At 70.4% G+C, this 22,704-nt stretch carries 21 protein-coding genes; 8 read left to right on the top strand and 13 right to left on the bottom strand.

The annotated features are described in order from the left end of the window. Nucleotides 1–561 precede the first annotated feature (561 nt). Nucleotides 562–1,734: a roadblock/LC7 domain-containing protein gene (locus AAFF41_RS37130; protein WP_343325320.1), complete on the top strand. Its 1,173-nt coding sequence runs from the start codon at nucleotides 562–564 to the stop codon at nucleotides 1,732–1,734. Between the two features lie 95 nt (nucleotides 1,735–1,829). On the opposite strand, the gene AAFF41_RS37125 is transcribed toward AAFF41_RS37130, so the two are convergent. From AAFF41_RS37125 to AAFF41_RS37085, 9 genes are all read right to left on the bottom strand, one after another. Beyond that, complete coding sequence (locus tag AAFF41_RS37125; RefSeq protein ID WP_343325319.1) at nucleotides 1,830–2,465, bottom strand: CoA transferase subunit B; 636 nt, start codon at nucleotides 2,463–2,465, stop codon at nucleotides 1,830–1,832. Next, complete coding sequence (locus AAFF41_RS37120) at nucleotides 2,465–3,220, bottom strand: CoA transferase subunit A (RefSeq protein ID WP_319753909.1); 756 nt, start codon at nucleotides 3,218–3,220, stop codon at nucleotides 2,465–2,467. The genes AAFF41_RS37125 and AAFF41_RS37120 overlap by 1 nt, the downstream gene beginning before the upstream one ends. A 21-nt stretch (nucleotides 3,221–3,241) precedes the next feature. Then, nucleotides 3,242–3,985, bottom strand: a complete 744-nt coding sequence (locus tag AAFF41_RS37115; protein ID WP_319753908.1) for an SDR family NAD(P)-dependent oxidoreductase — start codon at nucleotides 3,983–3,985, stop codon at nucleotides 3,242–3,244. Continuing rightward, nucleotides 3,982–4,953 carry a fumarylacetoacetate hydrolase family protein gene (locus tag AAFF41_RS37110; protein WP_319753907.1) on the bottom strand — a complete coding sequence of 324 codons (972 nt, stop codon included), beginning with the start codon at nucleotides 4,951–4,953 and terminating at the stop codon, nucleotides 3,982–3,984. The genes AAFF41_RS37115 and AAFF41_RS37110 overlap by 4 nt, the downstream gene beginning before the upstream one ends. Before the next feature lie 114 nt (nucleotides 4,954–5,067). Further along, entirely contained in the window at nucleotides 5,068–6,006 is a 939-nt protein-coding gene (locus AAFF41_RS37105; RefSeq protein ID WP_343325318.1) for a VOC family protein, read from the bottom strand. A 12-nt stretch (nucleotides 6,007–6,018) separates the two neighbouring features. After that, on the bottom strand, nucleotides 6,019–7,029 hold the full coding sequence (locus AAFF41_RS37100; protein WP_343325317.1) for an amidohydrolase family protein: 1,011 nt from the start codon (nucleotides 7,027–7,029) through the stop codon (nucleotides 6,019–6,021). Beyond that, nucleotides 7,026–8,189, bottom strand: coding sequence for an FAD-dependent oxidoreductase (locus tag AAFF41_RS37095; RefSeq protein ID WP_319753904.1), 1,164 nt, complete (start codon nucleotides 8,187–8,189; stop codon nucleotides 7,026–7,028). Before AAFF41_RS37095 ends, AAFF41_RS37100 begins: the two co-directional genes overlap by 4 nt. Before the next feature lie 152 nt (nucleotides 8,190–8,341). Continuing rightward, entirely contained in the window at nucleotides 8,342–9,304 is a 963-nt protein-coding gene (locus tag AAFF41_RS37090; protein ID WP_319753903.1) for a cyclase family protein, read from the bottom strand. Beyond that, nucleotides 9,301–10,284, bottom strand: coding sequence for a fumarylacetoacetate hydrolase family protein (locus AAFF41_RS37085; RefSeq protein ID WP_319753902.1), 984 nt, complete (start codon nucleotides 10,282–10,284; stop codon nucleotides 9,301–9,303). Before AAFF41_RS37085 ends, AAFF41_RS37090 begins: the two co-directional genes overlap by 4 nt. Nucleotides 10,285–10,405: 121 nt before the next feature. Between AAFF41_RS37085 and AAFF41_RS37080 the strand changes: the two genes are divergently transcribed. Then, entirely contained in the window at nucleotides 10,406–11,389 is a 984-nt protein-coding gene (locus tag AAFF41_RS37080; RefSeq protein WP_319753901.1) for a LysR family transcriptional regulator, read from the top strand. Between the two features lie 56 nt (nucleotides 11,390–11,445). Here AAFF41_RS37080 and AAFF41_RS37075 read toward each other — a convergent pair whose 3' ends face one another. Beyond that, on the bottom strand, nucleotides 11,446–12,714 hold the full coding sequence (locus AAFF41_RS37075) for an MFS transporter (RefSeq protein WP_343325316.1): 1,269 nt from the start codon (nucleotides 12,712–12,714) through the stop codon (nucleotides 11,446–11,448). A gap of 270 nt (nucleotides 12,715–12,984) precedes the next feature. Here AAFF41_RS37075 and AAFF41_RS37070 point away from each other — a divergent pair, with 270 nt between their 5' ends. The 4 genes from AAFF41_RS37070 (at nucleotide 12,985) to AAFF41_RS37055 (ending at nucleotide 17,544) form a co-directional block, all read left to right on the top strand. After that, nucleotides 12,985–13,488, top strand: a complete 504-nt coding sequence (locus AAFF41_RS37070; protein ID WP_343325315.1) for a MarR family winged helix-turn-helix transcriptional regulator — start codon at nucleotides 12,985–12,987, stop codon at nucleotides 13,486–13,488. 213 nt (nucleotides 13,489–13,701) lie between these two features. Further along, a complete protein-coding gene (locus AAFF41_RS37065; RefSeq protein WP_425526189.1) occupies nucleotides 13,702–14,868 on the top strand; it encodes a site-specific integrase in 1,167 nt (388 codons plus the stop codon). A gap of 22 nt (nucleotides 14,869–14,890) precedes the next feature. Then, nucleotides 14,891–15,229, top strand: coding sequence for a helix-turn-helix domain-containing protein (locus tag AAFF41_RS37060; RefSeq protein WP_425526188.1), 339 nt, complete (start codon nucleotides 14,891–14,893; stop codon nucleotides 15,227–15,229). Next, complete coding sequence (locus AAFF41_RS37055; protein ID WP_343325313.1) at nucleotides 15,223–17,544, top strand: hypothetical protein; 2,322 nt, start codon at nucleotides 15,223–15,225, stop codon at nucleotides 17,542–17,544. Before AAFF41_RS37060 ends, AAFF41_RS37055 begins: the two co-directional genes overlap by 7 nt. 290 nt (nucleotides 17,545–17,834) lie before the next feature. Here AAFF41_RS37055 and AAFF41_RS37050 read toward each other — a convergent pair whose 3' ends face one another. From AAFF41_RS37050 to AAFF41_RS37040, 3 genes are all read right to left on the bottom strand, one after another. Further along, nucleotides 17,835–19,040, bottom strand: coding sequence for an alpha/beta hydrolase family protein (locus AAFF41_RS37050; protein WP_343325312.1), 1,206 nt, complete (start codon nucleotides 19,038–19,040; stop codon nucleotides 17,835–17,837). A 104-nt stretch (nucleotides 19,041–19,144) separates the two neighbouring features. After that, on the bottom strand, nucleotides 19,145–19,483 hold the full coding sequence (locus AAFF41_RS37045) for a winged helix-turn-helix domain-containing protein (protein ID WP_319753895.1): 339 nt from the start codon (nucleotides 19,481–19,483) through the stop codon (nucleotides 19,145–19,147). Further along, the gene (locus tag AAFF41_RS37040; protein WP_319753894.1) at nucleotides 19,480–20,226 is read right to left on the bottom strand and encodes a hypothetical protein; all 747 of its coding nucleotides are present in this window, start codon (nucleotides 20,224–20,226) and stop codon (nucleotides 19,480–19,482) included. The genes AAFF41_RS37045 and AAFF41_RS37040 overlap by 4 nt, the downstream gene beginning before the upstream one ends. A 456-nt stretch (nucleotides 20,227–20,682) precedes the next feature. Here AAFF41_RS37040 and AAFF41_RS37030 point away from each other — a divergent pair, with 456 nt between their 5' ends. Both AAFF41_RS37030 and AAFF41_RS37025 read left to right on the top strand, forming a co-directional pair. Further along, on the top strand, nucleotides 20,683–21,015 hold the full coding sequence (locus AAFF41_RS37030; RefSeq protein WP_343326409.1) for a DUF4982 domain-containing protein: 333 nt from the start codon (nucleotides 20,683–20,685) through the stop codon (nucleotides 21,013–21,015). Between the two features lie 376 nt (nucleotides 21,016–21,391). After that, nucleotides 21,392–22,612 (top strand): metallophosphoesterase, encoded by a 1,221-nt coding sequence (locus AAFF41_RS37025; protein WP_319753893.1) that lies wholly within the window; start codon nucleotides 21,392–21,394, stop codon nucleotides 22,610–22,612. Nucleotides 22,613–22,704: the final 92 nt, after the last annotated feature.

The following is a 22,704-nucleotide window of genomic DNA, read 5'->3' as shown; positions in this document are numbered from 1 at the left end:
CGTCACCCGTCCTGCGACTGCTCTGGCTTAGAACCCCACTGCCGAACCTCCCGATGCGCGCGCCCGCAGCCGACGCCTTCACCGAGGTACTGCTTACTGACTTCACTGCTGGGTACACGAACTGCACTTACGGGTGGTGCCACTGCGGTCCTGCTCACGGCGGCCCCTGATCACCGCGGGCCACCCGGTCCGGTCGTCAGTCCCGTCGCCGTCCTGCAACAACCCTGGCTTCGGAACTCCACCACCGCACCGTCCTGCGCACTGCAACTACATACCGCTACCTGGCAGTTCGTGTCTGCCGGGTCCTGCTGTCTCCCTGGCTACGAGAGAAACCATAACCAGGCCACCACCCAATGTCTACTCTGGCCAACATAGATTTCCGCATGGCCCGTGAGAAGGTAGTCGAGCTCGAACGACACGGCCGCTCCCCCGCCGCCGCCGAGGCGCAGCCCAGGGAGCAGTGCGAGCCGCGCCGAGTTCAGGTCGGTACCCTCACCGGTCGTCGTACCCCGCGGACGCGAGGCGGGACGCACCGCCGTCGACCGGGCCGCCGAGCAGGCCGTGCTGCGCCGCAACACCGCCGAGTCACTGGCCAGCCTCGGCCGCCGCAGCCAGGGACTCGTGCGCCCTCAACTGGCCCTCATCACCGCCCTCGAACAGCAGGAGCTCGACCCCGAGGCGCTGGCCGAGCTCTTCGAACTCGACCACCCCGCGACCCGTATGCGCCGCAACGCCGAGAGCCTGCTCGTCCTCGTCGACGAACGCAGCCCCCAGATCAGCGGCGTGACCGCCAGCAGCCTCGAACTCGTGCAGTCCGCCATGGGCGAGGTCGAGCAGTCCCGACGGGTCGCCCTGGCCGAGATCGAGCCCCGGCGGATCAGCGGCCGCGCCGTGGCCGAGCTGTCTCACCTGCTGGCCGAGCTCGTCGAGAACGCCCTCTCCTTCTCCCCGCCCGATCAGCCCGTGGACGTCCACGGCTGGGGGGATGGCGACGACTACGGCGTCGCCGCCGTCGACCACGGCGTGGGCATGTCCCCCGAGGGCCTGGCCCGCGCCAACGCCCGCATCTCCGGGGAGGAAGCCTTCCTCGTCGCTCCCACCCGCTACCTCGGCCATTACGTCGTCGGCCGCCTCGCCCGCCGCCTCGGCGTCGAGGTCCTGCTCTCCGGACACCCCCGGCGGGGGCGTATCCGCTCTCGTCACCCTCCCCGCTCGGATCCTCGCCCCCGACGAGGCCCCGCCGCCGGCCCGGCGGACGCACGTCTCCTCCATGCTCAACGGCTTCCGGGCGGGCGTCGCGCGCGCCGAAGCCAGGCAGGAACAGCCCGTGACCTCCGCGCACCAGAACCTGGCCTGGCTCATCTCCGACTTCGCCCGCACCGCCGACGGCGTCACCCACGCGGTCGCCGTCTCCTCCGACGGCCTCCTCATCGCGGCCTCAGCCGCGATCTCGCCGACCATCTGTCCGCCCTGGTGTCCGGCATCGTGTCCCTCACCCAGAACGCCGCCGACACCTACGGATTCCGCGGGATGAAGCTCGTCGTGATCGAAATGCTCGACGGGTTCATGATGGTCAACCACATGCGAGACGGCTCCTGCCTCGGCGTCCTCGCCGGGGAGGGCTGCGACATCGGTCTCGTCGGCTACGAGATGGCCGTCCTCGCCGACCGCGCCGGCGCGCTCCTCACGCCGCAACTCATCGGTCAACCCCATCCGTCTCCGTTCGTGCGCTGACGTGAGTCGCCACTGCTGTCCGGACGGTGAGAACAGGACGCAGAACGTCGGGCGGGCAGGGACCGTGGTCCCTGCCCGCCCGACGCCTCCTCGGTTCATGGCTTCCGGACCAGAGGTGCTTCGGTGCGGGCGGCGATGTCCTCGGCGGTGACCCCGGGTGCGGTCTCGACGAGTGCGAGGCCGGCCGGTGTGACGTCGAGGACGCCGAGGTCGGTGATGATCCGCTGGACGCACCGTTCGCCGGTCAGCGGCAGGGTGCACTCCTCGACGATCTTGGGGCTGCCGTCCTTGGCGGTGTGTTCCATCAGGACGATGACGCGCCGGGCGCCGTGGACGAGGTCCATGGCGCCGCCCATGCCCTTGACCATCTTGCCGGGGATCATCCAGTTGGCCAGGTCGCCGGCGGCGGAGACCTGCATGGCTCCGAGTACGGCGGTGTCGATGTGGCCGCCGCGGATCATGCCGAAGGACAGGGCCGAGTCGAAGAAGGAGGCCCCGGGCAGGACGGTGACGGTCTCTTTGCCGGCGTTGATCAGGTCCGCGTCGACCTCGTCCTCGGTCGGGTAGGGGCCGGTGCCCAGGATGCCGTTCTCGGAGTGCAGGACCACGTGGATGTCGGGGGGAAGGTGGCCGGGGATGAGGGTGGGCAGACCGATGCCGAGGTTGATGTAGGAGCCGTCGGTGAGTTCGGCGGCTGCGCGGGCGGCCATCTGGTCGCGGGTCCAGGCCATCAGGGTCGTACCGTCCTCTTCTCGATCTGCTTGTCGGCCGCCTGTTCAGGAGTGAGGGCCACGATCCGCTGGACGAAGACGCCCGGCAGGTGGACCTCGTCGGGGCTCAACTCACCGGGCTCGACCAGCTCTTCGACCTCGGCGACGGTGGTCCGTCCGGCCATCGCGGCGAGGGGGTTGAAGTTGGCGGCGGCGCGGCGGAAGACCAGGTTGCCGTGGCGGTCGCCGCGCCAGGCCCGTACGAGGGCGAAGTCGGTGGTGATGCCGTGCTCCAGGACGTGCGGGCGGCCGTGGAAGTCGCGGATCTCCTTGGGCGGGGAGGCGACGGCGACCGAGCCGTCGGGGGCGTACCGCCAGGGCAGACCGCCCCGCGCCACCTGCGTTCCCACGCCCGCCGGGGTGTAGAAGGCGGGGATGCCCGCGCCGCCCGCGCGCAGCCGTTCGGCGAGGGTGCCCTGCGGCACCAGCTCCACCTCCAGCTCGCCGGACAGGTACTGGCGGGCGAACTCCTTGTTCTCACCGACGTAGGACCCGGTCACCCGGGCGATGCGTCCGACGGCCAGCAGCACGCCCAGCCCGCGCCCGTCGACGCCGCAGTTGTTCGACACGACTTCGAGGCCGGTCGCGCCCTGCTCGTGCAGGGCGCGGATCACGGCCTCGGGTACACCGCTGAGTCCGAAGCCGCCGACGGCCAGTGACGCACCGTCGGGGATGTCGGCGACCGCCTCGGCCGCGCTCGCGCGGACCTTGTCCATGGGGGGAGGGCCTTTCTGCTGCTACTGGTGAAGGGCGTCGGAGATCGACTTGACGCCGCCGTGCGCCGTGAGGCCGCCGTCGACCGGGATCTCGGCGCCGGTGATGAAGGACGACTCGTCGGACAGGAGGAAGACCACGAGCGGGGCGACCTCCTCGACCGTGCCGGTGCGGCCGAGTGGCGTCTCCCGGATGTTCGCGTCGCGGAACGCGGGCGCCGCGGAGGCGGTCATGTCCGTCTCGATGAAGCCGGGATGGATCGTGTTCAGGCGGATGCCGCGGGGTCCCAGCTCCATGGCGGCGGTCTTCGACAGACCGCGCAGCGCCCACTTACTGGCCGTGTAGGCGACCGGGTAGTGGCCGGTGAGCGCGGCGGACGAGCCGACGTTCACGATCGAGGAGCCAGGCGGCATCAGCGGGGCCAGGTGCTGGATGCCCAGCAGCGGGCCGGTGACGTTGACCGCGTGGACCCGGGCCATGTCCTCAGGGCGTACGTCGTCGATCCGGGCCCGCCAGGTGATGCCCGCGTTGTTGACCAGGCCGTGCACCTGCCCGTACGCCTCACGCAGGTCGGCGGCGAGTTCCGCCCAGTCCTTCTCGCTCGTGACGTCGAGACGGCGGCAGCCGGGTGACTCCGTGACGTCGGTGGCGATCACCCGGGCGCCCTCGCGGGTCAGCGCCTCGGTCTCCGCGGCGCCCTGGCCCCCGGCCGCGCCCGTGACCACGACGACCCTGCCGAGGAGCCGTTCGGGATGGAGATCGGTCACGGCCGCTCCCTCGTGCGGCGTCGGGCGACGGGAACGGTCATGGGGTCCGGGCCGGCCACCACGGTGTTGGAGACGGAGCCGATGCCCTCGACGGTGAGGGTGACCGTGTCGCCGGGCTTCAGGGGAGGCGGGGACTGCTCACCCCGTACGCCCCACAGTTCGGCGAGGCAGCCGCCGTTGCCGCAGGTTCCGGAACCGAGGACGTCGCCGGGGCGGACGACGGTGCCGCGTGAGGCGTAGGCGACCATCTCCTCGAAGGTCCAGCTCATGTTGGACAGCAGATCCTTGCCCACGACCTCGCCGTTGATCTCGGCGGTGAGCGCCAGACGCAGGAAGCCGTCCGCGTCGCGGTACTTCCCCAGCTCGTCGGCGGTGACGAGGTACGGGCCGAGCGTAGTGGCGGTGTCCTTGCCCTTGCAGGGGCCGAGGCCGACCTTCATCTCGGCGGACTGCAGGTCCCGGGCCGACCAGTCGTTGAAGACGGTGTAGCCGACGATGTGGTCGCGGGCCTGCTCGGGGGTGAGGTCGCGGCCCTCCTTTCCGATCACGGCGGCGACCTCCAGCTCGAAGTCGAGCACGCTCGACCCCGGCGGCATGGGGATGTCGTCGTGCGGCCCGTACATCGCGTAGGGGTTGCCGAAGTAGAACGTCGGGGCCGCGTACCACCGCTCCGGTACCCCGGCGGCCCCGTCCAGGGACCGCCGTACGCCCTCGACGTGTTCCTCGAAGGTGACGAAGTCACGCACGGTGGGCGGCTGGAGCGGCGCCAGCAGGCGTACGTCGCAGACGTGGGGGCCGGCCGGGACGTCGAGGGTCGCGGAGCCCGCGTCGAGCAGTTCGGGCAGACCGCCGCCCTCGACGAGCAGGCCGGTCAGTGAGCTGACGCCGGGCAGGGGGTGGAGCGTGCCGTCCTCTGCGACGACGGCCACCTGGCGTCGGTTGCGGTACTCGTACGTGGCGAAACGCATGGCGGTTTCCTGTCGGCTGTCGGCATGAGGGGTGGGCACGAAGGCCGGGGCGCGGCAGGGGAGTCAGGGCAGTGACAGGGTCACCGCGCCCCGGGGAACTCAGGGCTTCGCCGATCAGACCGGCGGGGCGACGAAGACGCCGCGGTCGACGTCGTTGAAGGACTCCTTGGTGACCAGTTCGTTCATGGGGTTGGCGGTGCCCCACTGGTCGGTGACCTCGGGGTTCGAGAAGTCGTAGACGTGCGGGTGCCAGGTGTCCTCGTCCAGCAGCTCCAACTCCGTCGTGTACTCGACGGTGTTGCCGTGCGGGTCGAGGAAGTAGGTGAAGGTGTTGTCGCCCGCCATGTGCCGGCCCGGCCCCCAGATCTTGCGGGCGCCGGAGCGGATGACACGGCCGGAGCCGCGCATGTACTCGTCGATCCCGCGCATCTCGAAGGAGATGTGGTGCAGCGAGGTGTGCGGGCCCTTGGCGATGGCCATGGAGTGGTGCTGGTTGCTGATCCGCATGAAGTGCATGACGTCGCCGATGTACGGATGACCGAGCGTGTCGGACAGCCGGAAGCCGAGGTGCTCCTCGTACCACGCCTTGGTGTTGTCCAGATCCGGAGAGTTGAGGACGACGTGCGACAGCTTGACCGGGATCGACTCCTTCTCCTCGATCCTGCGGTGCTGCCGTACCTCGACGTCGGCGGAGACCTCGATGGTGCGGCCGTCGACGTCGAAGAAGCGGAAGCCGTAACCGCCGCCGGGGGTGTCCACCTTGCCCGGCTGGGTGACCAGCTCAACACCCCCGGCGAGGAGTTGCTCGGCGAGCGTGTCCACCTCGGCCGGGCTCGCGGCGCCGTAGGAGACGAGGTCGAGGCGCTTCTCGTCGGCCTTGCGCAGCCGGACGACGTACTGCTCGGGGGAGCCTTCGGCGGCGAGGAAGGAGATGCCGGAGTCCTCGGCGACCTTGGTCAGGCCCCAGACGCCGGCGTAGAAGTCGAGTTGCTTGTCGTAGTCCGGCACGGCGAGGTCGACGTGGCGGAGGTGGGTGAGCAGGCGGTTACTCATGGGGGGTCCTCCTCAGACGAGGTTGAGCAGAGCGGCGGCGTTTCCGCCGCGGACGGAATGGAAGTCGGTGTCGGGCAGGTCCGCGGCGCGCAGCGCGCCGATCGGGTCGTCGGTGCCCATGTCGAAGGGGAAGTCGGAGCCGAGCAGGACCCGTTCCTGGCCGACCGCTCGCAGCAGCTCCCGCAGCACCTGAGGGTCGTGGACGAGGGAGTCGAAGTACAGCTGCTTCAGATAGCTGCTCGGTTCCCGCTCACAGCCCCGGGCGTCGGGACGGGCCCGCCAGGCGTGGTCGGAGCGGCCGACGTGGGTGGGCAGGTAGCCGCCGCCGTGCGCCGCGATCAGCTTCAGACCCGGGTGGCGGTCCAGGACGCCGGAGAAGATCAGGTGGGAGAGGGCGACCGCGTTCTCGGTGGGCTGGCCGACGGTGTTGGACAGGTACCACTGGCCCAGGCGCTCGTCGAGGGTGCAGCCGAACGGGTGCAGGAAGAGGAAGGCGCCCGTCTCCTCCACCCGAGACCAGAGGGCTTCGTACGCCGGGTCCGACAGCTCGTGGCCGGGCGCGTGCGAGGAGATCTCCACACCCCTCAGCCCCTGGTCCAGGGCGTGGTCGAGCAGGCCGACCACGAGGTCGGGATGCTGGAGCGGGACCAGGCCCAGGCCGTGCAGGCGGTCGGGAGCCTTCGCACAGTGTGCGGCGGTGCCCTCGTTGGCCAGCTGGCAGACCTTCTCGGCCAGTTGGGGCTCGGCCCAGTAGTGGTAGTGGGACGGCGAGGGGCTGACCAGCTGGATGTCCACGCCCTGCGCGTCCATGGCCGCCAGGCGCACCGCGGCGTCCGTCAGCTTCGGCACGCGCGCGCCGACCATCGGACCGTTCACTGCCAGGGCCGCCGGGCCGTTGCGGCGCGCGTCGAGGGCACGGGCCTCGGCGAGACCGGGATGACCGGCGACGGCCTCCTCGACCTCCGGGAGCAGGAGGTGGGCGTGGACGTCGATGGTCGGCGCGGAGGATGCGATGGTGGTCACGGGCGCTCCTTGAGGAGGTTCATGGTGCGGCCGACCAGCCCGGCCATGTCGGCGTCGCGCACACCGTCCAGCTGCCACTGGCCGATCTGCATGGACGCCGCGACGACGGTGCGCACCCGGGGAATGCGGCGGTCGTGGTAGGCCTGGAGCAGCTCGTCGTCCCAGTCCCGTCCGCTGGTGAGCAGCTCGGCGAGGACGAGGGCGTCCTCCAGCGACATCGCCGCGCCCTGGGCCATGGTGGGCGGGCAGCAGTGGGTGGCGTCGCCGATCAGCACGACCCGGCCCCGGTGCCAGGAGTCCTCGACCAGCAGGCGGTCGAACCAGGTGTAGTTGACCTTCTTCGGGTCGGTGATGTGCTCGGTGATCTCCGGCCAGACCCCGCCGTAGCTCTGCGCCAGGCGGCGCATCTCGTCGGCGTAGGTGGCCGGGTCGATGGAGGCGCGGTCGCGGCACCCTTCGACGACGTACGCGTAGATGGTGTTCTCGCTGGTGGGGCAGTAGCCGGCGATGTAGGCGGGGCCGCCGTAGGCGAGGTCGGTGCGCGTCACGCTCTCGGGCCGCGGGGCGGCGATGCGCCAGATGGCCATGCCGGTCGGCTCGGGTTTGTCCGTGATGCCGATCGCGGCGCGGGTGGCGGAGTTGAGTCCGTCGGCGCCGATCACCAGGTCGTAGCGGCCCTCGCTGCCGTCGCTGAAGCGCACCGACACGCCGTCGGCGTCCTGCTCCAGCGCTTCGGCGGTGGTACCGAGGCGGACGTCGGCGCCGGAGGCGCGGACCGCGTCGATGAGGATCTGCTGCAGCTGGGGGCGCTGCATGCCGAGGGTGGCGGGCAGGTCCTTTCCGCCGGTCTGGATGTCCTCGGCGACGAACAGGACGGAGCCGTCGGGGGCGGTCACGCCCAGCGAGCCGAAGGCGTATCCGGAGGCTTCCACCTGTTCCCACACGCCCAGTTCGCGCAGGACCCGCAGGGCGTTGCCCTGGAGGGTGATGCCGGAGCCGGTGGTGGCGTTCCAGTCCGGCTTGGCCTCGATCAGGTCGACGGCGATGCCGGCGCGGCGCAGCAGGATGGTCACGGCGTTGCCTGAGGCGCCCCCGCCGATGACCAGGACGGTGGGTGTGCCCCCGGCTGGAGGCTGGGGAAGAGTGCGGCTGTCAGCCATGTCGGGGATTCCTCCCGGGGTTGGGCCGCGCGACTTCGGGCGGCGGGGGCTGCGGCTCGCCCGCTGGGAATGCGGGCCAGAGGTGGGGACGGGGGTGCGGGCGGGATGCGCCTCTGCTGTCCGGGGAACGGCGCATCCGGCAGTTGTGCGGGTTACTTGACGGCGATCGGGTTGACCGGGGATCCGACGGCTCCGGTGATGGGGAGGGGAGCGGCGGTGAGCCAGAACTCGTACACGCCGTCGTCGGCGCAGTCGGCGGCGAGTGCGTCGAGGTCCCACATCTCGCCGATCAGCAGGCCCATGTTGGGGATGACGACCTGGTGCAGCGGCTGGAAGGCGTTGTCGAACTCATTGGGCCGTACCTCGAAGCCCCAGGTGTCGGTGGCAATCGCGGCGATCTCGCTGCCGTGCAGCCAGCCGGCGGTGGTGAACGACAGGCCGGGCGCGGGGCCGCCCGCGAAGTCGCCCCAGCCGGCCCGCCGGGCGCGGGCGAGATGTCCGGTGCGGACGAGCACGATGTCGCCGCGGCCGACGGTCACCCCGTGGGCCTCGGCGGCCCGGGTGAGGTGCTCCTCGGTGATGGCGAACCCGTCGGGCAGCTCGCCGTCCGTGCCGACGACCAGGCCCACGTCGAGCAGCACGCCACGGCCGGCGACGTACGGTGCCATGTGCTCGATGCCGGTGACGAGGTCTCCGTCGGAGGTGACCACCTTCTCGGCGGCCCGTCCGTTCCACGCCTTGCCGTGGTCGAAGATGTGCCCGAGGCCGTCCCACTGGGTGGAGCACTGCAGCGGCATCGCGATCACGTCGTCCGCGCCGCCGATGCCGTGCGGGAAGCCCTGGTTGCCCAGCGCCGCGTCGGTGCCCGTGTCGAGCATGGTGTGCACCGGGTTGGTCCGCCGGCGCCAGCCCTTCTGCGGGCCGTTCATGTCGAACCGCTGCGCCAGCGAGAAGCTCACGCCGCGGCGCACGAGCGACGCGCCCTCGCGCCGCTTGCCCTCGTCGAGGAAGTTCAACGTGCCGAGCACGTCGTCCTCACCCCAACGCCCCCAGTTGGAGTACGCCTTGGCGGCCTCGGCTATCGCGCCCTCCGGGTCGCGGCGGTCCAGGCTCATGCCGTTCCCTCCGCGACACAGCGGGTGCGCTGCACGCCCAGACCGGTGATGGAACCCTCCATGACGTCGCCGTCGCGCAGCAGCCGTCCCCAGTGGATGCCGTTGCCGGCCGGGCTGCCGGTCAACACCAGGTCACCGGACAGGAGTTGAGCCGTCTGCGAGGCGTACGACACCAACCGGGCGACTCCGAAGAGCATGTCCTTGGTGGACTCGTCCTGCATGGTCTCGCCGTTCAGCTTGAGCGTGACCCGCAGGTCACCGGTGTCCGCGATCGACTCGGCAGGTACGAGCCACGGGCCGAGCGGCGTGAAACCGGGAGCGTTCTTGCAGCGCAGCCAGTCGGTGCCGATGGCCTTCATGTCCCGGCGGAACACGGTGGCCCGGTCGGTGAGATCGTTGGCGATGGTGTACCCGGCGACGTACTCCAGGGCCTCCTCAACCGTCACCCGGTAGGCGGGCTTGGCGATGACGGCCGCCAACTCCAGCTCCCAGTCAGGCTTTTCGGCCCACGAGGGCAGGACCACGTCGTCGTACGGGCCCGTGATCGCGCTCGGCAGACCGATGAACACGTACGGCAGGTCCTCAGCGGCCCGGCGGTCCATGACCGCGGCGATCTCCGCTCGCGCCTCCTCGACCGTACGCGGGTCGTCGGGAGAGCGGTGGGCGACCTCCAGGTCGATCACGTGCTGCCGGTAGTTGGCACCGGACTGGAAGATCTGCCGCGGCTCGATGGGGGCGTGCACCCGCAGACCCTCCAGCGGACGCCAGCCGAGGGCATCGTCGTCCGCCAGGGCGTGCAGGAGGGGGAGGGTCTCCTCCCACCGCTCCACCACGGCGCGCACGCTGGACGGTGCCCAGGCCAAGACACTGCTCAAGTCGAGCACCCGGCCCTTGGCCAGGAGGCCGGGAAACGGCTCCCCGTCCTGAGTGGAGAACGTGCCGAGCGCAAACGGGTCGGCAGGTTGCGCGAGCATTGCCATCTGATTTCCTCCTGCTGGGTTGCGGTCTACTCTGGCCCCGATCGGTTAATCACGGAAATCAATCCTGTGGATGTGCCGAATCCATGACATGGATGACTCTCGCTTGCTAGGTGGTTGCCCGGTGAACCTGTCCCGACTCGACCTCAATCTGGTCCTCGCCCTGCGCGCGCTGCTGGAAGAGCGCAATGTCACCCGGGCCGGCGAGCGCATCGGGCTGAGCCAGCCCGCCATGAGCGCGGCGTTGTCCCGGCTGCGCCGCCATTTCGACGACGAATTGCTCGCCCGGACCGGTAACTCCTACGAGCTGACCCCGCTCGGCACCGCCCTGCGGGACCGCAGCGCCACCGCGTGCGACCTGCTGGAGCGGGTCTTCTCCAGCCAGGCCGACTTCGACGCGGCCGCCGAGACCCGCGAGTTCACCCTGCTCGCCTCCGACTACGGAGCGGCCGTCTTCGGCGCCGCACTCGCCCGCGCCCTGCACCAGGAGGCGCCCGGCATCCGGCTCACCTTCCAGCACCCGGCACCGTCCGTCGTGGAGAACACCGCCACCGTGCTGAGCACCGTCGACGGACTGCTGATGCCGCACGGCGTGATCGACGGCTTCCCCGCCGTCGAACTCCACCAGGACCGCTGGCTGTGCATGGTCGCCGATGATCACCCCGAGATCGGTGACGAACTCACCCTGGACCAGCTGGGGCGTCTGCCCTGGGCCGTCTACCAGCGTCCCTACGACGCCCCGGCCGCCCGCCAGCTCAGCATGATAGGGATCAGTCCCCAGGTGGAGGTGTCCGTGCAGACCTTCCAGCTGCTGCCGCCCATGGTCGAGGGCACCCGTCGGGTCGCGATGATCCAGGAGCGCCTGGCGCGCAAGGCGGTCCGATCCGCGGCGGTGCGCGTCCTGCCCTGCCCGTTCGAGGCGGTACCGGTGCGGGAGGCGATGTGGTGGCACCCGGTGCACGCGCAGGACGCGGGCCACATCTGGCTGCGACAGAAGGCCGCGGAGGTGGGCGCGACGCTGGCGGGCAACGGCTACAGCAACGGCAAGGGCCCCGGGAAGGCTGTGCCCGTCGACCGGAGCGCGGGGCTGCCGCCGGGCCGGCTCTGACCGGGCCCGGCGGCAGCCCGTGATCGACGCGCTCTCGGCGGTCGTCCTGCGCGCCCTCAGGCCAACTGCTCCGGCAACGGCCGGGGATCGACGGCGCCCACCCGGCGGCGGGCCGCCCACAGCCCCGCCGCGACGAGGGCGGCGGCCAGCCCCAGCACGCCCACCGCACCGGCGAGACTGCCGACGGCAGACTCCCCGGCGAGCAGCACCAGCGGGCAGACGAACTCACCGCCGAAGAAGGCCGCCGTCCACAGCCCCGTGCCGCGGCCCCGGTCCTCGAACGCCAGGCGGGACATGGCACTGGTGAGAAGGGCGGGCAGCAGCATGCCGGTGCCCACACAGTTGACGACCGCCCCGATGACCAGCAGCGGGGCGTTGCCCGCGAGGAACATCACCCCGAAGCCGACCGCGCAGACCGCGAGAACGACGGGCAGCATCGGGTCGGGAGAACGCTTCAGCCGGGCGAAGGTGACCGCTCCGCCCACGGTGGCGGCACTGGCGATCGCGGTGGCCAGTCCGATCACGCCGGGGTTCTCCACCCCGAGGTCGTCGAGCAGGTACGACATCTCCACCGGGACGGTGTAGAAGACCATCGCCCCGAAGAAGGTAAGGGCACAGATGCCGCCCAACTGCCGCCAGGGGAACGAGCGGCGGGCCTCCGTCTCGGCCGGAGTCTCGTCGCCGTCCGCACGGGCCGCCGGGTTGGGCAGGGCGATTGCCATCAGCGGGGCCAGCACCAGGCTCACGGCGTAGACCCAGAACGGCACCCGCCAGCCCGCCGACCCGGCGGCGCCGCCCAGCACGAAGAAGACCGTGGCCGACGCCGAGGCGCACATGGTCTGCAGGGCGAGATACTTCACCCGCTGCCGACCGCTGTAGTAGTCGCCGATCAGGGTCGTGCAGCAGGTCATGATCGCGGCCTCGGCGACGCCGACCAGGGCGCGGCTGGCGATGATTCCACCCAGCGAGTCCAGCCAGAGCGGGGCCGTGCCGAACGCGGCGTACAGCAGGGTCGCCACGATCAGCAGGCGCTTGCGGCCCAGCCGGTCCACGGTCACGCCGGCGAACGGTGCCAGCAGCGCCAGCGCCAGCGCCGGAACGGTCAGCGCGAGGGGAACCAGCGCCTTGGCCCCCGGGACCGACGCGAAATGGTCCTGCATCTTCGGCAGCACCGGGGCGATCAGCACCGCCCCCAGGATCGGCAGACAGCTGCCCGCCATCAGAAGGGTCACCCGCAGCAGATGGGCCGGGTCCGACACGGCGACGGCTGACGGAGCGGTGGCATCGATCGCAGCGGGAGGCGGCGGGGACACGGAACCGGGCATGGCGACTCCAGGGGACGGCGTAAGGGGAGCGGGCATGCCTCACGGGCACCGAAGGCGCACGGCATGCTGGCGGAACTCGCACGTCGGCATCCGGACAGCGGCGTGCGGTAGCGACGACTATGGGGGCGCCAAGGCGCCGGTGCCATCCCCGGCGCAATCCGAATCCCGTATCCGGGTTATCCACGCGATGGATGGGATGGGCAACCGTCACGCAGACGGAAGACGTGCACGGCCGTTCCCGCGCGCGAACGGCGGTTTTAAGTGGTCGCCATGACGTCCCCCCGGTGGCTCACTCCCGAGGAGCTGCGAGCCTGGATCAACTTCCTCGACTGCTCGACGCTGCTGAGCGACTACCTCGATCAGCAGTTGCGGCGCGACGCGGCCATGACGCACGCGGACTACAGCCTCCTGGCCCGCCTGTCCGTGGCACCCGACCGCGCTCTGGGGATGTCCTTGCTCGCCGAGCAGTTGAAGTTCACCCGTAGCCGCCTCACGCGCGCGGTGATCCGCCTGGAGGAGTCGGGCTACGTGCGGCGCCGGGAGGATCCGGCCGACGGACGCGGACAGCTGGCCGAACTCACCGAGGCCGGCATGGAGTTGATGGCCAAGGCCGCCCCCGGCCTTGTGACTGCCGTCCGCCGCGTGGTGTTCGACGCCCTCAGCCTCGAACAGGTGGAGCAGCTCGCCACCATCACCGCCACCGTGCTCGCCTCCCTCAAGCAGGCCGGCGAGGAGGACGCCTACCCGGCGGCCCTGCCGTGGCATCGCCGCTGACTCCGAGAACCTCGAAGTCCGACAACCATCCCAAGTGGCCCCAAGGCCACCCGACCAACCCAAGTGGAGTTCCGGCGGGTTCCCCGAGCGGTCCTTGGCTGATGCTGTTGCATCTCAGCAGCTAGATGGCACCTTCTGGCCTCTCACTCGTTCGTGGGGGATTTCTGCTGTAACTGGCAGATTCTGCGAGTGATCCGCGTAATTTGCCGGTCCATGGCGGATTCAGGAAGTCGTCGGCTGTCGCTGGTACCACCACCTGCGGCCCCGGCGCCGCAACAGCCTCGGGCAGAAGAGGGCCTGGCGGATGTGCTGACGCTGCAGGAGCGAGCATCAGCGATCTCTAGCGAGGCGGACGAGGTGGCGTTCTTCCACGATACCGTGGCCGAGTACACGTGGGCGCGGGACGTGGCTGGGCTTGCGGCGACCACGTTGCGGCAGGTGGTGCAGCCGATCATCGAGGTCTGCGATTTCTACGACACCGTGCCGTGGCATCTCACCTCGCGGCAGGTCGACTGCTACTTCGCCGGCCCCGGCAAGCGGGCGCACAGGACCATCCGGCAGAAGATGGTCCGGATCGACGGCTTCTTCGCCTTCCTGGAGCAGCGGTACGCGGGCGAGATCCTGCGGCGTTTCGGAGCGGCCGTCGAGTCGCCCATCGACCCGTTCAACCAGCCCCGGCACCGTGGGGAGTTCGGCCTGCGGATCCCGCCGTCGAAGCGGGCGACGACGGAGTTCTTCGCCTCCTGGCGCAAGGGTCTGCCGCAAGCTCGTAAGTACCCGGTGGCCGCACGCGACTACGGTATGGCGAAGATCGCGTACATCTCGGGCGTCCGGGCGACCGAGCTGTGCTCGGTGCGAATCGGTGACGTCCACTGGGAACTCGGCCAGTGGGGTCGCTTCGTCGTTCAGGGCAAAGGTGCCCGGGGCTCCGGCCCGCGCGAGCGGGAGGCGTATCTGTTCGCCGAGGGCCGCGAACTGCTGTGGTGGTACATCGAGGAGATCCGCGGAGAGTTCGCTGACGATCCCTGCGACCCGTGTGCGCCGCTGTGGCCCTCGGAACGGCTTCCGACGGCGGTCGCCTCACTGAACGTCCCCATCGCCCCGCCGGTCGGCTCGGATGTGTTCCGGCGGGCATTGAAGGCCGCCTCGAAGCGGCATCTGACCGGGCCGGTCACCATGCTTCACCCGCATCTTCTACGACACGCGTGCGCGACCCACAACTACGAGTCGGGCATGCCGTTGTGGGACGTGCAGAAGATCCTCGGCCACGAATGGCCGACCACCACGGTCGGCTACCTGGGATCGGTCAAGGCCGACCCGGAGAAGGCGAGCCTGGCAGCGTCACACCGAGCGGTGCGACGCCTGAGCGGAGAGGCGTGAGACGGTGAAGTGGAACCTGCGCATGGTAGCGGCCCAGCGGGACATCTGGCGGCCAACGCAGCTGCTGGTGGCCTTCAAGGAAGTCGGGTTCACCCCCTCCCTGAGCAAGGTCGCGGCCCTGTGGTCAGGCAAGCCGGTCACGGTCCGGCTGGAGGACCTGGACAAGATCTGCGCGGCCCTGGACTGCACGGTCGCCGACTTGATGGTGGCCGAGCCCCAGCAGCACCTGGCCCAGCGCGAGCAGCCGCAGCAGCGGGCCGTCGGCGAACAGCGGGGGGCGGAGCGGTACGGCCGGTTCCGCGTCGCGGCGGCGGCCCCCGCCGCGGCCTGCCGCCCAACTGAGACGGCGAGACCATGGTGATCAGCGAATGCGTCCGCTGCCATGGCTGGGGGCCGGTCCGTCCGCTGGGCAGCTGCCAGACCTGCCTCAACTGGACGCCCCGCGGCGGCTACAAGGGCCTATGCCACCGGTGCCGGCACGAGGGCAAGGTCAACCGCGACGGGCTGTGCCGGCTCTGCATGCTGGAGATCCGCATGGTCCCCGATCATGAGTGGGCCGACGCGGCAGCCAGGCGGACGCTGGGGCCCGTCCGGGATCTGCAGCTGCCGCTGCTGCTGGAGGGTGTCCGGCTGCCCGTGGTCCTTGCGCGCCACCATGACCGGCCGCTGGTGCGCGAGCGGCTGCGGACGGGGCGCTCGGCAGGCCCATGGACCTGGGCCAAGAAGGGCGATGACCTGCAGGTCTGCACTCCGCAGGTTACCGGCCAGCTGCCGCTGCTGCCCCGCCTGCCCAGGACGTTCACCCGCCAGCACGGCTACCGGATCGCCGCCCGCGACTTCCCCGAGTGGGCGGACGTCCGCCAGGCCGTCGAGCGGGTCCGTGTCCGGCGCGATCTGTCCGCGGGGTGGAGCGAGAGCGTGGTGCAGATGATGCGGCTGGCGCTGGCCTCCCGGGAGGCCAGCGAGCAGATGGTCGACGAGTACGTCGTCGCCGAGCTGCCCAGGATGAGGCCTGCCGTCGCCGAGGTCCTGCGGGAGGCCGGGCTGCTGCGGCGTCGACTCGGCTCCGGACTCGCCCAGAACGGCTACCGGCGTGAACGCCGGCGCATGGTCTCCTGCGAGCACTGCCTGGCCTGGAGCGGGGATGCCAGGCCGCTGTGTGACTCGTGCCGGGAGTGGGCTCGTCAACCGGACCGGGAGAGTGGCCCTTGCCTGCGGTGCGGCCGCACCTGGCCCCTGAAGGACGGACAGTGCCGGTTCTGCCACCTGGTGCTGAACGAACACGTCGGAGACGGCCCGGCGGTCGAGCAACTCTGGTTCGGCGCCGGCCTGGGTCACGGCCTCTACACGAAGCAACCCGGCGACTACAGCCAGGGCAGCCGCAAGAGCCGCTGGCGGGAACTGGAGCGTCGGGAAAAGCAGACCCGGCAGGCCGACCGCCGGCTGTCCCCGCACTTGATCAACCCACACCAGCTGGAGCTGTTCCCGCCCCCGGCGCGTGTCTGGAAGCGAGCCCAGCACACCCAGCTGCCCACGATGACACCAGAGGCCGAGCAACTGGTCGCTGATTTCTGGCAGTTCACAGCAGACCAGCACTGGACCACCCCATCTCGGGACATCAATGCCAAAGTCTTGCGGCTTCTCGTCGCCTGGCTCGGTATCGACGCCCCCCTTCTCGAAGCCGACGTTCGTGCGGTCACCAGACTCGGCCCGAACTGGTCAGGACGTCGCGTCGCAGCCTTCCTCGACCAGCGCGGCCTGCTCGTTCCCCTGGAGCGGACCGATCCGGAGCAGGCCGCGCTCGAACGGCTCCTGCAGGGTGTCCCCGATCACCTGCGGGACGAGGCGGACGCCTGGGTCCGCGTGCTCCGCGGAGAAGGCCGCAAGCCCTCCCTCACGATGAACTGGGTCACCATCCGACGTTATGCGCACTTCAACGTCCCGGCCCTGCAGCAGTGGGGCCAGCGGGTCAGCAGTCTCCGTGAGATCACCCAGAAGGACATCGAGGACATACTCGGCAGCCGCATGGGAGAACAAGCCCGTTCCCTCCACGCTAGCCTGCGATCGCTCTTCCGCGCGTTAAAGCGCGAGCGCGTGATCTTCCGCGATCCAGCCCGCGGTGTCTCCGTGGCCTCCACCGTCAACGCACCCCGGCGCATCCCGTCAGACCGGCTCGTGGGTCTGCTGGACAAGGCACCGACCGCGATGGCGAAGGTCGCCGTTGCCTTGGTGGCCATCCACGCGCTGGGGCCCCAGGAGATCCGTCATCAGCTCCTGACCGGCCTCGACCGTCCGGCGGGACGCTTGGTCGTCCGCCGCCGCTTTGGTGATCACGTCGTCTATCTCGACGAACTGACCATGAAGTTTCTGAGCGACTGGCTTCGCGAACGGGCTGAGCGCTGGCCGCGCAGCACCAATCCGCACCTGATCGTCACGCAGGTCACCGCGGTCGACCCCAACGGCCCTCCGGTGTCCAAGGACGGGCTGCGGTTGATCTTCAGAAAGCTCGGTATCCAGCCCCGGACGCTCCGCATCGACCGGATGCTCGATGAGGCACACGAAACTGCCGACCCCGTGCACCTGATGCGCGTCTTCGGAATCTCCGACACGACCGCGCTGAAGTACGTCAGAGCAGCCCACCCACACCGCTTCGGGCCGGAGCCCACCCAAGCCTGATCGGCAGTCCCCGGCCCGACGACCTCCTTGCCCGCCTTTCACCACTCCGGTTCGACCACATCAACTTCCTCGGCCGCTACGCGTTCTTCCGCCCGCAGGAGGCCGGCCGCAGGCCGCTGCGCGAACCCTCGACCCGCGAGGAGGGCAACGGCAACGGCCGGCGGTAGAAGGGTCGATCACGCGAGGGAAGGGCTACGTGCGCGGGTGGCCGCTCTTGCGAAGGCCACGGCCGGACGGGGACGGCGTTTCCGGCGGCCCTGGTTGGACCGCGTACCGCGCGGTCCAACACTTCACCGGATGAACTTCACCTCTGGGAAGGCCGGGCTCGGGCCGTCGAGGAGGTGCCTTATGCGGTGTCGCAGGTGCTGGTCGAAGAAGGCGAGCGGGTAGGCCTGTTGGATCCGTACCGCCCGGGCCGGGTCGAGGGTGCCGATCCAGTCCTGGATCTGCTGGTCGGTCATGCCGAGGATCTTGCCCGCTTGCGGGATCAGCGTCGCGTCGTCGCCGTACGAGTTGTGGACGGCGCCGTCGGCCTGGATGTCGAGCCGCCAACCGCGAAGGTGCGTCCAGAACTCGGCGACGTCCGGCATGGCGGCCCGGGTGAACACCGCGGTCATCATCATGAACGGCCGGTCCAGATCGGCGGTGATGGTCGGCTGCATCGGGCCGTCGATGCTGAGCCCGGCGCGCACGCGCCGGTCGGCGAGCATGGTGAGCGCGGTGGCCGTACCGCCCTTCGACCAGCCGAACGCGCCGATGCGCTGCGGGTCGAGGGCGCCGAGCAGGCCCCGGGGCAGTGGTTTGCCGTCGACGTCGGGGTTGCGCCCGGCGGCGAGCTGCTCCACGCAGTCGAGCAGGAATCGGAGGTCCGCGGCGAAGTCCCTTGGGAACATCGGGGGGAAGTCGGCCGGGGTGAGCACCCGGCCGTCGGGAAACTCGGTGAACGTGTCGTAGGTGTGGTCGACGGTGACCACGGCGTAGCCGTGGCTGGCGAGTTCCTGGACCATGATGGTGTGGTCGCTGCGGTGGCTGCGCGCGCCATGTGAGTACACGATGACGGGCAGAGGGTGGCTCGTACGGTGCACGGGCGCGCCCATATGCCCGGCGGTGAGCGGGCCGAGGGCGGGGTCGAGGGGGAAGCCGACGTCCGTCAGGAGCGCCCGCAGCGCGCCGTCGGTCATCCAGGGAGAGCGCGGCAGGTTCTCCGTGTTGCACGCGGGGTACCAGACGCCGGCCATCAGCTCGCGGTGATGCCCGGGACCGGCCGCGGGGTCCGGGCGTGAGGTGTCGATGAGGTGGAGTGGCACTGTGCCCACCGGGTACGGTCCGGTGGGCGCAGGCAGGGTGAGTCGTGCCGGGCCGGAGGCGGTAGGAGCCGCCCACGCGCCGGATGCGGCGCCGAGCGGCACGGTAGCCCCGAGGCCGGTGATGAGCGTTGCCGCGAGTATGCGGCGGCGCGTCATGTCCGTTCGGGTGGTGACCGATGTCGTGGTCACAGGTCTTCCCCAGTCTTTTGGATGGTGTTGGGCATGCTGCACGCGTGCGCCGCGACCAGCGCGAGCCGGTAGCGGCGCACGGAGGAGTTCCCGGGCGATGCCGGCTAGGGCTGTGGGTCTGAGCTGCCCTGTTCGATCTGGTGGATGAGCCGCTTGAGTTGGCTGACTTCGTCCTGGAGGGCCTGGGCGCCGGCGGGGGTGAGGGAGAGCCAGGTGCGGGCGCGTTTGCCCTCGTAGCCCTTCTCGATGTCGATCAGTCCGGCCTTCTCCAGGGTGGCCAGGTGCTGGCTGAGGTTTCCGGCGGTGAGGCCGAGCGTTGTCCGCAGGAAGCCGAACTCGACACGGCGGGCTTGGTGGGCGACGGTGAGAATGCCGAGGCGGACGCGCTGGTGAACAACGTCGTCCAGGCCGTTGACGGGGTGCTGGTCGGTCTGCTCGCTCATGAGCGGGGGCGCTTAGCGGGCAGCTCGGCCAGGCCGAAGCCGAGGGCGCCGAGCAGGAGGAAAACGCCTTGGACGGCGTAGTGGGGCAGGGATGACCAGGGCGAGGTGTAGGGGATCCCGGCCCAGCCGTCGGTGAGCGGCACCAGATCGATGGCCAGGTACACGGCGGTGAGCAGCAGCAGGGCGCGGCTGCGTTCCACCCAGCACAGCACCAGCAGCGGCAGCCCGATGGTTGTGGCGTTCCCGATGAGGCGGTGGAGGAGCATTGCCGCCCTTGAGGCGGGGTCGAGGTGCAGGCCCCAGAGGTCGAGCGGCTGGCCGGGCTTCGGCATCCCGTGGCGGATGGCCCAGAGCGTGGTGGCGGTCACCAGGCCGCCGAGGACGATCCCGGTGAGGATGTACGGCCGGACCGGGGTGCCTACGCCGCGGTTGCGGGAGCGGCGAATGTAGAAGAACGCCGTCGCGGCGTACGCGAGGGCGAGCCCGACGGGCCAGTAGACCGGCGAGCCCTGTGTGACCGCAGTGCATCCGGTGCCTGTCGTGGGGTTGCTGGCAGGGCAGGGAACGGACTCGATCCTGAAAGTGAGACGACTCGCCACGATTGCGCCCAGCGTGAGCACACCGAACAGCAGGAGGGGGAACCAGGCGCCGCGCTGGGCGGCACGGACCCGCCGGGTCAGGTCACCGAGGCCGGCGAGGACTTCATGAGGCGTGCCTTGCGAGGGCACCGATGCGTCTGTCACGCAGTCAGCTTTGCATTACAAACTAGTTATTGCAAGAGACGTCCGTGCAGTCGCTTCGGCCCTTGTCTGCTGACTCTGGAGGTCAACGAGGGCGCCATGGAGGTGAGCGTGTGGGACAGCAGCACCACCCTGCCCGCGATCGTGGCGATGGATCCCGGCCGCGTCGGGCAGCACGGCTTGGAGATCGTCCTGGCGGTATGCCAGATCTTCTGTGTCCACCGCGAACCGGTGGGCAAGCGCATCACCGCGGCGATCGAGTTGGCCGACGACCCGGCCGGCAGCCCACCTGACCCACAGCCGACCGGACGAACGCTCTCCCAAGGTTGGTCCCGAACCCGTCGGTTGCTCCGCCAGCGCGCGCCAAGTCTCCCTCCGGTTCCCCGCGATTCCGCCTCGAGAATCCGCGAACCCGTCGGCTTGGCACAGCGTGGACGTCCTCCACGTCGCCGCCGCCCAGTGGAACCACCGTCCCGGCATCGGTCCCCGCGGCGCCCGCGGATACGAGCAGACGGTCACCGTGACTCCAACGCGGCCAGGGTCGAACTCTTCCACAAGGGCAGGTCGCTGGGCACCAAACCGACCGACACCATCGGCTACGTGGCGTGGACGGCGCCCTTCGTCGACGGTGACAACAAGCTCACCGCCCGAGCGATCACGCCGGCCGGCAAGCGGCTGACCGACCGGGCGACGGTCCGCTTCACCTACCACGCGCCTCAGCTCGCCGACCCGGAGGTGCCGTTCCGGCGGAGGGTCCGTGCCCTGCCTACTGGGCTCTTGCGTCCCCGCTGAACGTTGGCCCTGTGCCCTGTGCCCTGCTCCGCGCTGCGTCGGCGGGGTCCTGGCTGTAGCTGTGTGACCAGGTGGAAGACCTCGCGGGCCGCCCCACGGATTCCCCGTTCCCGGCCCGATTGCGTATCGCCCAGCACCACCTCCCCCGCAGGGCGACGACGACGGGTCCGCGGAGCAGGCGGGGTACTGGACAGGGTCGAACTGGACATGCCCGCGGGAATCGAAGCGCAGCCGGGTGAACACGATGCGGTGCGGGGCCGTGTTCGCCTGCCGGTCGCCGCCATGGTGAATGGGCATCAACGATCGGCAAGACGCCCCTTGGGACGACCGGATACAGTGCGCGCGTCGGCAGTCTGGCTACGTGAGGAGGGGAAGCGTGACCGCCACCAGCGAGGCCCGATCCGCGGACGGTGCAGCGCATGCGACCCGGCAGAGCCGACTGCACCGCCTGATGCGCTCCATCCCTTTGATCGCCCCCGTCCTGCTGTGGACCGTGCCCTGCTGGGTGCTGCTGCACGCCGGCCAGCACTGGCCGCTCCCCGTGGCGCTGGGCGGCACCGCCCTGTTCGTCCTCGGTCTGATCGCCATGCCGCTCGCGATGGGGCGCGGCCACGGCCGGCGGCAGCAGGATGGGGCGGCGATCGTCGGGGACACCCTCCTTGGAGCCAGCTGGGTACTGTTCACTTGGTCCGTTCTGCTCGGCGTCCTGCTGCGCCTCGCCCTGACCGTGGCCGGCGTGGGCGACGGTCAGAACCGGGCCCGGATCGTCACTTGGGCTGTCCTCGGCGTAGCCGCCGTGCTGCTCGCCTGGGGGTACGCCGAGGCCCGCCGGGTGCCACGGGTGCGCCAGCTCGACGTACAACTCCCGCGCCTGGGAGCCGGATTGGACGGCACCCGCGTCGTCCTCGTCACCGACACTCACTACGGCCCGCTCGACCGCGCCCGCTGGTCCGCGCGGGTCTGCGCGAAGGTCAACACCCTGGAGGCCGACCTGGTCTGCCACACCGGAGACATCGCGGACGGCACGGCCGAACGCCGGCGCGCCCAAGCCGCTCCGCTCGGCACCGTGCGAGCCACCCGGGCCCGGGTCTACGTCACCGGAAACCACGAGTACTACAGCGAGGCCCAGGGCTGGGTCGACCTCATGGACGAGCTGGGCTGGGAGCCGCTGCGCAACCGCCATCTGCTGCTCGAACGCGGCGGCGACACCCTCGTGGTCGCCGGCGTGGACGATGTCACCGCCGAATCCTCCGGCCTGGCCGGCCACCGCGCCCACCTCGCCGGAGCCCTGAACGGCGTCGACCCCGACCTGCCCGTCCTGCTCCTGGCCCACCAGCCCAAGTTCGTCGACCGGGCCGCAGCAGGCGGCGTCGACCTCCAACTCTCGGGCCACACCCACGGCGGCCAGATCTGGCCCTTCCACCACCTCGTCCGCATCGACCAGCCCGCCCTCGCCGGCCTCAGCCGCCACGGCACCCGCACCCTCCTCTACACCAGCCGCGGCACCGGCTTCTGGGGCCCGCCGTTCCGCGTCTTCGCCCCCAGCGAGATCACCCTGCTCATACTCCGCTCCCCGCAGCGGCCCCCCACGCGATAACACGGAGCGGGCCGACAACCGACGCGCACCGCCGTTGAAACCGCTGGACAACACATGCCGCGGCGAACCTTCCCGGCCAGAGCACACGTAGG

Origin of the sequence: Streptomyces mirabilis, assembly GCF_039503195.1 — a bacterium.
In the GTDB taxonomy this organism is placed as follows: Bacteria; Actinomycetota; Actinomycetes; order Streptomycetales; family Streptomycetaceae; genus Streptomyces; species Streptomyces mirabilis_D.
This window is presented reverse-complemented; position numbering and strand designations above follow the sequence as displayed.

Excerpts from the sequence above, each read along its gene's own strand:
- AAFF41_RS37125 (WP_343325319.1), bottom strand. The coding sequence starts at position 2,465 with ATGGCCTGGACCCGCGACCAGATGGCCGCCCGCGCAGCCGCCGAACTC.
- AAFF41_RS37075 (WP_343325316.1), bottom strand. The coding sequence starts at position 12,714 with ATGCCCGGTTCCGTGTCCCCGCCGCCTCCCGCTGCGATCGATGCCACC.
- AAFF41_RS37110 (WP_319753907.1), bottom strand. The coding sequence starts at position 4,953 with ATGCGTTTCGCCACGTACGAGTACCGCAACCGACGCCAGGTGGCCGTC.
- AAFF41_RS37045 (WP_319753895.1), bottom strand. The coding sequence starts at position 19,483 with ATGAGCGAGCAGACCGACCAGCACCCCGTCAACGGCCTGGACGACGTT.
- AAFF41_RS37085 (WP_319753902.1), bottom strand. The coding sequence starts at position 10,284 with ATGGCAATGCTCGCGCAACCTGCCGACCCGTTTGCGCTCGGCACGTTC.
- AAFF41_RS37070 (WP_343325315.1), top strand. The coding sequence starts at position 12,985 with ATGACGTCCCCCCGGTGGCTCACTCCCGAGGAGCTGCGAGCCTGGATC.
- AAFF41_RS37105 (WP_343325318.1), bottom strand. The coding sequence starts at position 6,006 with ATGAGTAACCGCCTGCTCACCCACCTCCGCCACGTCGACCTCGCCGTG.
- AAFF41_RS37055 (WP_343325313.1), top strand. The coding sequence starts at position 15,223 with ATGGTGATCAGCGAATGCGTCCGCTGCCATGGCTGGGGGCCGGTCCGT.
- AAFF41_RS37090 (WP_319753903.1), bottom strand. The coding sequence starts at position 9,304 with ATGAGCCTGGACCGCCGCGACCCGGAGGGCGCGATAGCCGAGGCCGCC.
- AAFF41_RS37065 (WP_425526189.1), top strand. The coding sequence starts at position 13,702 with ATGGCGGATTCAGGAAGTCGTCGGCTGTCGCTGGTACCACCACCTGCG.
- AAFF41_RS37120 (WP_319753909.1), bottom strand. The coding sequence starts at position 3,220 with ATGGACAAGGTCCGCGCGAGCGCGGCCGAGGCGGTCGCCGACATCCCC.
- AAFF41_RS37095 (WP_319753904.1), bottom strand. The coding sequence starts at position 8,189 with ATGGCTGACAGCCGCACTCTTCCCCAGCCTCCAGCCGGGGGCACACCC.
- AAFF41_RS37060 (WP_425526188.1), top strand. The coding sequence starts at position 14,891 with ATGGTAGCGGCCCAGCGGGACATCTGGCGGCCAACGCAGCTGCTGGTG.